This window comes from Streptomyces sp. N50 (genome assembly GCF_033335955.1).
In the GTDB taxonomy this organism is placed as follows: Bacteria; Actinomycetota; Actinomycetes; order Streptomycetales; family Streptomycetaceae; genus Streptomyces.
Genome location: NZ_CP137549.1, coordinates 9,358,010 through 9,370,183, shown reverse-complemented (window position 1 = coordinate 9,370,183; position 12,174 = coordinate 9,358,010). Strand labels below are relative to the sequence as shown.

Genomic DNA, 12,174 nt, shown 5'->3' with positions numbered 1-12,174 from the left:
GTGGGGTTCGACTCCTTCGCGCGTCAGGGCTTGCTGGAAACATAAGGGGCTCACTCGCGTATCAGCACGACCAGGTCCGCGTCATGATCGGCACTCCACGCGAACGGCAGCCCGTAATGCAGCAGATGCGCTCCGCTGTACGACGTCCCGGTCGCCGCGTCCCGGTAGCGCGCCGTCGCGTCCAGTCCCCGCAGCCGAAGCCGGTCCATCCGCCCCGGTACGAGTGGGGCGCCGGCGAGACGCCCGGGGCTCAGCGCCGCTACGACGGTCCGGTCCCCGGCGTCGTACTGCACCCCGCAGCTCGGCTCCTCCGGCGAACCGAGGAGCCGTGCCTCGCCATGGTGGATCACCTCCCGCGCCTCCTTGTACCGGCCGATCCACCAAGCCGCCTCGGCCCGCTGCTCCGGCGTCCACGCGCGCAGGTCGGCGCCGATGCCCAGCACCCCGCACATGGCGTTGACGAACCGGAAGGCGAGACTGCGCGGGCGAGGGTCGAAAACGCCGGGCGCGTCGGTGACCCACGAACTCATGACGTGCGGCGCATGGGCGTGCAGGAACCCGTACTGGGTCGAAAGCCGGTCCAGCGGTGCGGTGTTGTCGCTGGGCCACACCACGTCCGTACGCGCGATCGTCGCGTGCTCGATCCGCCCGCCGCCGCCCGCGCAGCCCTCGACGGTGACGTCGGGGTGGGCGGAACGGAGGTGGTCGAGGACCCGCAGGTAGCCGGCCACATGCTCGGCGTCGAGATCGACGCGGCCGGCACCGGGACGGCCGCGCTCGGTGGGCGGGCGGTTCATGTCCCACTTCAAGTAACTGATGTCGTAGGTGCCGAGCAGCCGGTCGAGCGTCTCGATCACGAAGTCCTGGACGTCGGTGCGGCCGAGGTCGAGGAGGAGTTGGTTGCGGACGAGTCGGCCGGGGCGGCCCTCGATCCGGTAGACCCACTCGGGGTGTTCGGCGTACAGACGACTGCCAGGGCTGACGGCCTCGGGCTCTATCCACAGACCGAAGTCCAGGCCCAACGTCCGTACGTCCGCGATGAATTGGTCGAAGCCCAGTGGGAAGGCGGCCGGGTCCGGCCACCAGTCACCCAGTCCCCCGGTGTCGTCGGCGCGCCCGGTGAACCAGCCGTCGTCCACGACGAACAGCTCGGCCCCGATGTCGGCGGCCGTCTTCGCCAGCTCCAGTTGACCGGCCGCGTCGACGTCGAAGCCGGTCGCTTCCCAGGAGTTGTAGAGGACCTTCCGGGGGCGGTGCAGGCGTTCGCCGGTGAGGTGACGCTCGTATCGGTGCCAGACACGGGAGAGTCCGTCGAGTCCCTCCGGGCTGAAGGCGCAGGCGAGTTGGGGGGTGGCGAGGGTCTCGCCGGGGGCGAGGAGCACCGCTCCCTCGTGCGGGACCCGGCCCGCACGCACACGCAGGGCGCCGCCGGGTTCGGCCTCGGCGGTGATGTGCCAGTTGCCGGGCCAGGCGAGGGCGATGCCGTACGCCGACTGCGCCTCGCTGTCCTGCACCGCGAGCCAGGGGGCGTACGCGTGTCCCGGCGCACCTTGCAGGCTGCCGATGGTGAACGTGCCTCTGGGCAGGTCGAGTTGGGTGCGCTGGAACTCCTGCGACCACTGACCTGTGAGGTAGGTCAGGCGGGCGACTCCGGTGACGGGGATGTTCACGGCGGCCGAGTCGAGCCGCTCCAGGCGTAGTTCGCGCGTGGCGGTGAACTCCGTCCAGCGGAGGATCACGTCCGTGCCTGGCACGGTCTCGTAGTGAAGGACGGTACGGAGGCCCAACTGCTCGTCGTGGAAGGCGAGTCGTAGCGTGCCCTCGTCCTCTTCGGCCCCGGCGAACTGCCACCACACGCCCCGGTCTTCGCCGTCCGGACGGGACGCCACCAGCTCCGATCCGGTGAACGGCCGTAGCCCGTACGGCAGATACTCGGCCGGTGCCGCGTCGGCGGGGGTGATGAAGTGTGTGCGCCTCGACCAGTCCAGGGCGGAGGGACCGTCCTCGACGCCGAGCGGGCCCCATGCGTCGAGTTCGGCCCAGGGGCCGTCCGGGGACAGGCGCACGGTGTAGCTGGTGTTCTCCGTGCGCAAGGTCCAGCGCTGGTAGGTCACTTGACCGCCCCGAGGTTGAGCCCGGCCACGAAGTGCCGCTGGAAGCGGAGGAAGACGGCGACCGTGGGCGCGGCGGCGATGACGGAACCGGCCGCGATGACGTTCCACATCGAGACGAACTGCCCCTGAAGTCCGATGAGGGCGGCGGTGATCGGCATCTTGGTGTCGCTGCGCAGCACGGTGATCGCCCAGAGCAGGTCGTTGAAGATCCAGGTGAAGGACAGGGCGCTGAGCGCGGCGAGGGCGGGGCGGGTCAGCGGGAGGATGATGCGCCAGAAGATCTGCCAGGGGCCGGCGCCGTCGACGACCGCCGCCTGCTGGATCTCCGTCGGGATCGATCGCATGAATCCGTGCAGGACGAAGACGTAGAAGCCGACGCCGAAGCCGATCTGCACGCCGATGAGCGCGGGCAGGGTGTCGAAGACGCCCATCACCTCGCTGAGCTTGGACACCGGGATGAGGAGGATCTGCGGTGGGAGGAGGTTGCCGCCGAGCATGAGGAGCAACAGGGAGCGGCGGAAGGGGACTTCGTAGCGGCTGAGGGCGAAGGCGGCCATCGCGGCGAGGGCCAGGGTGATCAGGACGCAGGGGATGGTGACGATCAGGCTGTTGATGAGGGCGCGCTGCTGGCCGCCGTCGACCCATGCCTGGTGGAAGTTGCCGAGGGTGAAGGAGTGCGGCCAACTGCCCAGGCCGTTCGCGGCGATGTCGTCGAAGGAGCGCAGGCTGGTCACCAGGACCAGGGCGATGGGCAGCAGCCAGAGGATCGCCAACGCGCCCGCGCCCAGGTGGAATCCGGCGGTCGCGGCGCGCTTGCGGCGCAGGGCCGTGGAGTTGGCGGACATCAGTCGGCCTCCCGGAACGCGCGGACGAGGTAGGAGCAGATGACGCCGAAGGCCAGTACGAAGATGACGACGGCGAGTGCGGAGCCGTAGCCGAGGCGCAGGGACTGGAAGGCGGTTGAGTACATGTAGGTGCTCAGCAGCTCGGAGGAGTGGTAGGGGCCGCCGCGGGTCAGCGACCACACGACGTCGAAGGAGCGCAGCGAGTCGATGACGATGACCGACAGAACCACCGCGTTGACACTGCGGAGTTGGGGCAGAGTGACGTGCCGGAGGCGCTGCCAGGCGCTGGCTCCGTCGACCTTGGCGGCCTCGTACAGGGCGGGGTCGATGCCCTTGAGGCCGGCCAGGTAGAGGACCATGACGTAGCCGATCTGGCGCCAGAGCGCGGGCACGATCACGGCGTAGAGGGCGGTGTCCTGGTCCGCGAGCCACGCGTGGCGGAGGCTGCCGAGGCCTACGGACTGCAGGAGTTGGTTGAGGACGCCGTCGGGCTGGTAGATCGCCTGCCAGACCAGGGCGGTGGCGACCAGTGAGAAGACGACCGGCAGGAACAGGGCCGCGCGGTAGAAGCCGACGCCGCGGCGCTCCTGTTGGAGGAGGAGTGCGGCGGCGAGGCCGAGTACGGCGGACAGGCCGCCGAAGAGCACGAGCCAGAGGACGGTGTGGCCGGCCGCGCTGCGGAAGACCTCGTCGTGGGCCATCTCCCGGAAGTTGCCCAGGCCGACGAACTGCGGTGGGGAGACGCCGTCCCATTTGGTCAGGGCGAGGTAGAAGCCCTGCGCGGCGGGCCAGAACACCCACACCGACTCGGCGAGCAACGGGATCAGGACGAAGGCGAGTACCAGCGGGGGTGTGCGCCGGGGGCCCCGAACCCGCTTGCCCGGGGCGGGCGTTCGGGTCGGGGACTTCCGGTCGGGCGCGGTCAGGACGGCCATGTCAGGCGTTCCAGATCTTCTCGGCGTCGCGCTGCCAGTCGGTGAGGATGCTCCCGATCGACTTGGGCTTGGCCAGGAACTTGGTCAGCGCGTTGTCCGCGGTGGGCTGGAGGGCGTCGCTGGAGTCCCGGTTGAAGAACTGGGTGATCTCGGTGGCCGCCGCGATGTGCTCGCGGCCCTTGGTGACCAGGGCGGTGCCGGCGTCCTTCGCGGCGGGGTTGCAGGGCAGGACGGTGCCGGAGGAGCCCTTGATGTAGATCTCCTGGGCCTCGGCGGTGGCGAGGTACTTCATCAGGTCGATCACCTGGTCGTGCCGGCCGGTGCGGGCGCTGGCGAAGTAGCCGTCCGTGGGCGCCTCTTCGGCGAGCGGGACCTTCGGGTCGATGATCGGGAAGCGGAAGAAGTCGACGTCGGCGAGGGCGCTCTTGGGGGTCGCGTCGGCGAAGAAGGTGCCGATGAGCATCATGGCGCTGCGGCCGTTGAGCAGTGAGGTCGACGCGTCCTGGAAGGAGACGGCGGCGCCGTTCGGGTCGAAGTACGGCAGCACCTCCTGCCAGCGGTCGAAGACCTTGCGCACCTCGGGGTCGTCGAACCGGTGCTTCCCGGCCAGGAGTTGGCGGTGGTACTCGGCGCCGTTGATGCGGATGTCGAGGTAGTCGAACCACGCCGAGGCCACCCAGGCGGTGCCGCCGCCGGCTCCCAGCCCGATCGGGGTGACGCCCTTGCTCTTGAGCTTGTCGCACAGGTCGAGGAACTCGTCCCAGCTCTTCGGCTCGCTGACGCCCCACTTGGCGAAGTTGGACTTCCGGTAGAACATCCCCCACCAGTAGTAGGTGGTGGGCACGAAGACCTTCTTGCCCGAACTCGTCGACGTGCAGAGCGAGTTGAGCGCCTTGGAGTACCGCTTGAGGTCGGGCGAGGAGGTCCATGCCTCGTCGAGGTCGAGCAGCAGGTTCTTCTTGGCGTACGCGTCCGCCACCGAGCCGGGGTACCAGGTGTACACGTCCGGCGGGTTGGCCGAGGTGAGGTAGGTCGGCAGCTGGGTGCGGAAGGTCTCCGCGGCGACCGTGTTGAGGCTCGCCCGGTCGGAGCCCTTCTTGGCGTAGGCGGCGACGAGGTCCTCCATCGCGGCCTTGGCCTGCGGGGCGGAGAGGTTGGACTGGAGGGTCACCGCGCCCTTCGAGGAACTCTTGCTCGATGAGGTCGAGGTGACACAGCCGCTGAGCAGCGCCGCCGTCCCCGCGGCACCGAGTCCCGCGAGGAAGCGGCGTCGGTCTGGCTGGTGGTTCGTCATGGATGGCTCCCTGTGGATCCCGCGCGGATCCGGATACACAGATCCGGATGCACGCGGTTCCAGATTCACGTGGCGTCCCCACCACGTCAAGAATAATTACTAATTTAGTTGAACTGGGTCAGGTGTACATAGCCGTCGACTCCGCGGAACACCGCGTCGACCGCCCCACCCGGCCCGGCCACCGCCCCGAGCGCACCGTCGAACGCCGCACTGGGGAAGGCGAGTTGCTTGGTCCAGCCCTGCCACGCACCGTTCTCGTACCGCTGCTGCCAGAGCGTGTAGTCGGCGGCCCGCGCGTACAGCACCACGGCGTCCCCTACGGCGACCAGCGTCGGACTCCCGCTGACGGTCCCGCCGACCGACGTCCACGGCGACCACTGCCCCGACACGTCCCGGGACCGCGTCCACACGTCGTCGGCCGCGCTGCGCACGGCGATCGTCACCCGCCCTTGAGCGTCCACGGCAGCGGACGGCCGCCCGTACACCGCCTTGCCGCCGGGTGCGCCGAGCGAGGTCCAGCCGGTCGACGGACCGCGCTGCACGACCTGCCCGTCCGTGCCCGTGGCGAACAGCGCCCAGTGCGCGGCATCGGTGAACGCCACCGACGGCGCGTCGGCCACCCGGCCGCCCAGGCTCTGCCACGCACCCCAGCGGCCGCCGACGTAGACCCTCCGGTACACCCGGGAGTCAGCGCCACGCACGAAGACGTCGATCCGGCCGCCGACCGAGGCGTACGCGGCGGGCTGGCCGAGGATCTCGCCCTTCGTGGGACCGCCGAGATCCCGCACCCGAGAGTCCGTCCGCTGGACGAGCGAGCCGTGCGGTCCGCGCAGGAAGGTGGTCAGCGAGTCACCGTCCCGTACGACAGCCGGACTTGCCGTGGCCTTCTGACCCAGATTCGTACCGGGCAGGGCGTCCGCGCCGGTCAGCTTCAGGAGCGCGGTGCCGTGCGCGGGGACCTCGACGGTGTACGACCCCGTGTGCGTGCCCCGGTCGGCGCGAGCCCGCAGGTCCCGGACCTTGACCGGCCCGCCGAGCCCGGCATCCGCGAACTGCACGGTGCGCGGGGCGGGTTGGTCGGACCGGTTGAGCAGGACGACCGCGCGTCGGCCGTCACCGGTGAGGACCTTGCTGTAGACGTCGCCGACGGAGTCGCTGGCCACGCGCACGCCCTGGACCGCGAGCGGGTCCTGGTCGACGGCGATGATCTCCGGGTTGCGCAGGGTCGCGAGCATCGAGTCCGACAGGGTGCGCGGGTCGGAACCCAGCACGAGCGGCGAGCCCATCTCGGCCCACATCACGTACTGCGTGGTGGACTCCTCCTGCGTCAACTCCAGCGTTCCGTCGGTCATTTGACGCATCGGGATGAGGTAGTCCGGGTCGTTGTAGTGCCCGGGTCCCTGCGCCTCGGGGTGCCAGGCGTTCGCGTCCATGTTGCGCAGGATGTTGGGCCACTGCCCGGGGCTCGGGGTGCCCCAGGCGATGTCCGTGCCGGTGCGCCAGGAGTCGGCGATCGTCGGGCCGTAGACGTACGTGTTGTGCGCGTCCTGCTCGGGGGTGTGCGGCAGGCCCCAGTCGTCGGTGAGCGGGTTGCAGAGGTTGAGCAGCATCTTGCGGCCGGACTTGGCGACCGCGTCGCTGAACTCCTTGAACGCCGGGCCCGGATCGAGCTTGGCGCCGATGCCGCACAGGAAGTCGACCTTGACCGCGTCGATCTTCCAGCCGGCGAACTGCCGCGCGTCCGCGTCGTAGTGGCCCCTGCTGCCGAGCCCGCAGCTCTTGCCGCCGTCATAGGTGCCGGCGTCGGTGTAGATGCCCGCCTTCAGGCCGCGCTTGTGCAGGTAGGAGACCAACGCGGGGATGCCCGACGGGAATCGCTCCGGGTTGGCGACCAACCGCCCTTGCGCATCACGCGGGTTGTCGGCCTGCCAGCCGCCGTCGAGCCACACGATGTCGTAACCGGCGTCCCGCAGACCGCTGTTGACCAGCTTGTCCGCGACACTGCGCACTTGCTGCTCCGTGGGCGCGCCCAGACCGTAGTAGGTGTTCCAGCCCATGTACGGCGTCGGCGCGAGACCGCTGTCGTAGTAGTCGGGTGCGCCCTGGTCGGCGCCTGTCTGCGCGGTGGCCACCGGGGCGGCGGTGGCCGCCAGTACGGTCGCGATGGCGACGACGGTGGCGCGGCGCGTCCGTCTCGAAGCCGCGGGTGTGCGGACCTGCGGTTGTGAAGTCACTTGCCTCTCCCGAGGGTTGGGAAGCAGGAGGACGTGACGCGGGCCGCACTGCGACAGGGGCTTCCGGCGTCACGGCGACGACTGTGGCGCGCGACCGAAACCCTGTCAATATTAATTCCTAATTTATTAGAACGCCGCATCAGGGGTTGACACAGCTTCCCTCGCGTCACAGCCTTTGGCAACGTTGTCAGTGCCGCCGACGTTTGATGGGACATCACGCTCATGACAGATCAATCGGGTTCGCCACGCCTGTCGCGCCGCTCCGTCGTCACCACGGGTTCGACCTTGCTGGCGGGGTTCGGCCTCGGACTCTCGTTGCCCACGTCGGCCACCGCGGCCTCCTCCCCCGCCACACCCGGCGAACTCGCGCTCCACCGCCCCGTGTCCGTCTCCTCGACGGCCTACGCGCCCACCCCGGGTTCGTTCGTGGTGGACCGGCTCGCCTCGCCGGGGGTGCGCGGCAGCGGATGGCGGGCGGCGGCGGGCGACCCGCAGTGGATCGCGATCGACCTGCAAGCCGCATGCGAGGTCACGTCGATCCGCCTCACCTTCGAGGCCGACGTGAGCGACCCGGTGTTCACCCCTCCCACCACGGGCAACCCTGCCGACGGCACAACAGGCAAGGAGATCCAGTCCAGTTACTCGGTCGAGTACGTCGTCGAGACATCGACCGACCACACGACCTGGACCAGCGTGTACCGCACCACGTCGGGCACGGGCGGCGTCGTGAACATCCAGCCCACGCGCCCGGTCACCGCCCGCTGGGTACGGCTGACCTCGACCCGCCGCTCCAACCCCAACCCCCTTGGCCTCAACGGCTTCGAGGTCTACGGCACCGCCCGGGGACACCGGCCGTCGGCCACGGGCTGGACGGACTGGGGAACTCACTCCGGGCCCGCACCAAAGCTGGCGGTGGCCGAGGACGGCACGGTTCCGGTGGAGTCGGGATGGCGGCTGACGCTCGACGACTGGGCGGGCGCCGACGGCACAGAACTGTCCACGGCGTCCGTCGACACCAGCAGTTGGCTGCCGGCAACCGTCCCAGGCACGGTACTCGGCTCGCTCGTGGACCAGGGCAAGCTGCCCGACCCCGTGGCCGGACTGAACAACCTCCACATCCCCGAGGCCCTGTCACGTCATTCTTGGTGGTACAGGCGGGAGTTCGAGCTGCCGCGCGGTCTGCGCGCCGGTGCCGGGCGGCGGACCTGGCTGGAGTTCGACGGCATCAACCACACGGCCGACATCTGGCTCAACGGTCACCAAGTCGGCGGCCTGACCTACCCGTTCGCCCGGTCGTCCCACGACGTGACCGAGTTCCTCGCGACGGGCGGGGCGAACGCGCTCGCCGTGAGGATCACGCCCATGCCGGTACCCGGCAGCCCCGGCGACAAGGGCCCCGCCGGTGAGTCCTGGGTGGACGCCGGCGCCAACCAGATGAACCTCAACTCCCCCACCTACCTGGCCTCTTCGGGTTGGGACTGGATGCCGGCGGTGCGCGACCGGGCCGCCGGCATCTGGAACCACGTCCGGCTGAGAACGACCGGCCATGTCGTGATCGGCGACCCGCGCGTCGACACCGTGCTGCCGAACCTGCCCCAGGTGTCGGTGGCCGAGCTGACGATCGTCGTACCCGTCCGCAACGCCGACACCGCCGACCACAGGACGACGGTCTCGGCGGCCTTCGACAACGTGCGGGTCAGCAAGGTCGTCACCGTGCCGGCCGGCGAGAGCGTCGACGTCACGTTCACGCCTGACACCTTCGGTCAACTACGTCTACGCAAGCCGGAGTTGTGGTGGCCCAACGGATTGGGTGATCCCGCCCTCCACGAGCTCACCATCAGCGCGGCGGTCGACGGTTCCGAGAGCGACCGCCGCACCACCCGGTTCGGCATCCGGCAGTTCGGTTACGCGTACGAGGTGCCGCTGCCGTTCACCAACTCCGGTGACGCGTATACGCAGTCCGTGACGTTCGACCGTCAACAGGCCCGGTATGTGCGCGTCAAGTGCCTCACCCGGGCCTCCGGTTGGGGCTACTCCCTGTGGACCCTGGCCGTACGCGACAGCACAAGGACCGCCACCGACCTGGCCCTGCACGCACACGCGGACGCGTCTAGCACGGACGGGGACGACCACGCCGCCGCCAACGTGACCGACGGCGACCCCGGCACGCGCTGGTCCTCGGCCTACGAGGACGACCAGTGGATCCGGGTCGATCTGGGGTCCGTCCAGTCCTTCGACGGGGTCGACCTGGTCTGGGAACAGGCGTACGCGAAGAGCTACTTGGTGCAGGTCTCCTCCGACAACGCCACCTGGACCGATGCCGCGTCGGTGGACAACAGCGCGGTTCCGCTGCCCTTCAACAACGGCAGCGCGAGCCTGCAGGTGGAGGACTTCGCCGCTCGGACCGCGCGCTATGTCCGTATCAACTGCGGCTTGCGCAACACCAGTTGGGGCAACTCCCTGTGGTCCCTCGGCGTCGTCGACAGCACCGCCCCGGCAACCGACCTGGCCCTGCACCAGAAGACCACCGCGTCCACCGAGGACTCCGACCACCCGGCCGCACACGCCACCGACGGCGATACGAGCACGCGTTGGTCCTCGGAGTACGAGGACCACCAGTGGATCCAGGTCGACCTCGGCGCCCCGAAACGTTTCGACCGGGTCGCCATCCTCTGGGAGTCGGCCTATCCGAAGACCTATGTGATCCAGGTGTCGGACGACGCGGAGACCTGGACCGACGTGAAGTCGGTGTCCAACACCCCCGACCCGCTGAAGATCAGCGTGAACGGGGTGCGGGTCCTTGCCCGGGGCGGCAACTGGGGCTGGGACGAGCTGTTGCGCCGGATGCCGCCGGAGCGGATGGACGCGGCCGTGCGGATGCACCGCGACATGAACTTCACGATGATCCGCAACTGGGTGGGCACGTCCGACCGGGAGGAGTTCTTCGCCGCCTGCGACGAGCACGGCATCCTGGTGTGGAACGACTTCCCCAACGCGTGGGGCATGGACCCGCCGGACCACGACGCCTTCAACTCGATCGCCCGGGACACCGTCCTGCGCTACCGCATCCACCCCAGCGTGGTCATCTGGTGCGGCGCCAACGAGGGCAACCCGCCCGCCGCCATCGACCAGGGCATGCGCGAGGCCGTGGAGGGACAGGCCCCCGGCATCCTCTACCAGAACAACTCGGCCGGCGGGATCATCACCGGTGGCGGCCCGTACGGCTGGGTGGAGCCGGAGAAGTACTTCGACCCGACGACCTACGGCAGCAAGGACTTCGGCTTCCACACGGAGATCGGCATGCCCGTCGTCTCCACCGCAGCCAGCATGCGGAACATGACGGGCGACGAGCCCGAGTGGCCGATCCGCGGCGCCTGGTACTACCACGACTGGAGCGAGCGCGGGAACCAGGCACCGCAGACGTACAAGGCGGCCGTAGAAGCGCGCCTCGGAACGGCCACCGGCCTGGACGACTTCGCCCGCAAGGCCCAGTTCGTCAACTACGAGAACACGCGCGCCATGTTCGAGGCCTGGAACGCGAACCTCTGGGACAACGCCAGCGGTCTCATGCTGTGGATGTCCCATCCCGCGTGGCACAGCACGGTGTGGCAGACCTACGACTACGACTTCGACGTCAACGGCACGTACTACGGCGCCCGTTCGGCCTGTGAGCCCCTGCATGTCCAGGCCGATCCCGAGGGGCAGGTCATTGCGGTCAACCACACGCGCGACGGCCTCAAGAACGCCGTGGTCTCAGCCGAGTTGATGGATCTGACGGGGCGTCGGCTCGGCGGGAGCAGGAGCGCGCGACTGGATGTGGCGCCGGCCGCGACCACGAAGGCGTTCAGCACTGCCTGGACCGACGACCTGCCGGACCTGCATCTCCTCCGTCTGACGCTGACCGGTGGCGACGGCCGGGTGCTGTCGCGCAACACCTACTGGCGCTATCGCACACCGGCGGCCATGCAGGGACTGGGCAAGGCGCCGCGGACGAAGGTCTCCGCGACGCTCGGGCGCGTGTCCCGTTCCGGGACCCGTACCGAACTGACCGCCACCGTCCGCAATCACGGGCCCGCCGTCGCCGCGATGGTCCGCCTCTCGCTGAAGGACGGTACGACCGGCCATCGCGTGCTGCCGACGCTGTACAGCCACAACTACCTGTGGCTGCTGCCCGACGAGTCCCAGACCGTCACCCTGTCCTGGCCGTCCCGGGCCCTGGCCTCAGGCCGTCCGCTCCTGGAGGTGGAGGCGTACAACAGCCGCCCCGCGACGGCGAGTTCATAGACGTCGGTCCGTCAGGACGCCTCCACCGCCGTCTTGATGCGTTGCCCGAACGCGGGCGCGTCCTTGCGGGCCGCGCCCAGGGCGAAGCCCACCAGGAGCTTGCCGACGCCGTGGCCTTCGAGGACGTTGAAGATCCGTACCCGGGTCGTGCCGGGTCCGGTGGACTCCAGGTCGTAGCCGCCTTCGACCGCCGTCACGACGTTCTTGGAGGCCTCCGTCCAGCGGATGCGGTGAGGGGCGTCGTATTCGGTGATCCGGAACTTCCGGCCCGTCTTCATTCCGGCGTCCTTGACCGTGCTGGTGAAGACGGTGCCCACGGCCGTCGGGCCCTCGGGAGTCTTGGTGATCTCCTGGACCCGCGGGCTGAACTTGGGGTCGTTCGTGCCCTCGGCGAGGAAGGCGAAGACTTCCTCGACGGGGCGGTTGACCTCGGCTGTCGCCTCGAACTGTCCGGCCACGGTTCCTCCT

7 protein-coding genes are annotated in these 12,174 nt (G+C 69.4%); 1 reads left to right on the top strand and 6 read right to left on the bottom strand.

Going from position 1 to position 12,174, the window contains the following annotated elements:
• Positions 1 to 50 precede the first annotated feature (50 nt).
• The 5 genes from R2B38_RS41565 to R2B38_RS41545 all read right to left on the bottom strand — a co-directional run bounded on the left by R2B38_RS41565 (position 51) and on the right by R2B38_RS41545 (position 7,422).
• Positions 51 to 2,114, bottom strand: coding sequence for an alpha-galactosidase (locus tag R2B38_RS41565; protein ID WP_318020967.1), 2,064 nt, complete (start codon positions 2,112 to 2,114; stop codon positions 51 to 53).
• Positions 2,111 to 2,959 carry a carbohydrate ABC transporter permease gene (locus R2B38_RS41560; protein WP_318020966.1) on the bottom strand — a complete coding sequence of 283 codons (849 nt, stop codon included), beginning with the start codon at positions 2,957 to 2,959 and terminating at the stop codon, positions 2,111 to 2,113. The genes R2B38_RS41565 and R2B38_RS41560 overlap by 4 nt, the downstream gene beginning before the upstream one ends.
• Positions 2,959 to 3,894, bottom strand: coding sequence for a sugar ABC transporter permease (locus R2B38_RS41555; RefSeq protein WP_318020965.1), 936 nt, complete (start codon positions 3,892 to 3,894; stop codon positions 2,959 to 2,961). Before R2B38_RS41555 ends, R2B38_RS41560 begins: the two co-directional genes overlap by 1 nt.
• 1 nt (position 3,895) lies before the next feature.
• Positions 3,896 to 5,188: an ABC transporter substrate-binding protein gene (locus R2B38_RS41550; protein WP_318020964.1), complete on the bottom strand. Its 1,293-nt coding sequence runs from the start codon at positions 5,186 to 5,188 to the stop codon at positions 3,896 to 3,898.
• Positions 5,189 to 5,292: 104 nt separating this feature from the next.
• Positions 5,293 to 7,422 carry a glycoside hydrolase family 27 protein gene (locus R2B38_RS41545; RefSeq protein WP_318020963.1) on the bottom strand — a complete coding sequence of 710 codons (2,130 nt, stop codon included), beginning with the start codon at positions 7,420 to 7,422 and terminating at the stop codon, positions 5,293 to 5,295.
• 222 nt (positions 7,423 to 7,644) lie between these two features.
• Between R2B38_RS41545 and R2B38_RS41540 the strand changes: the two genes are divergently transcribed.
• Complete coding sequence (locus R2B38_RS41540; protein ID WP_318020962.1) at positions 7,645 to 11,706, top strand: discoidin domain-containing protein; 4,062 nt, start codon at positions 7,645 to 7,647, stop codon at positions 11,704 to 11,706.
• Between the two features lie 11 nt (positions 11,707 to 11,717).
• Here the strand turns inward: R2B38_RS41540 and R2B38_RS41535 are convergent, their stop codons facing one another.
• A complete protein-coding gene (locus tag R2B38_RS41535) occupies positions 11,718 to 12,164 on the bottom strand; it encodes an SRPBCC family protein (RefSeq protein ID WP_033279632.1) in 447 nt (148 codons plus the stop codon).
• Positions 12,165 to 12,174: the final 10 nt, after the last annotated feature.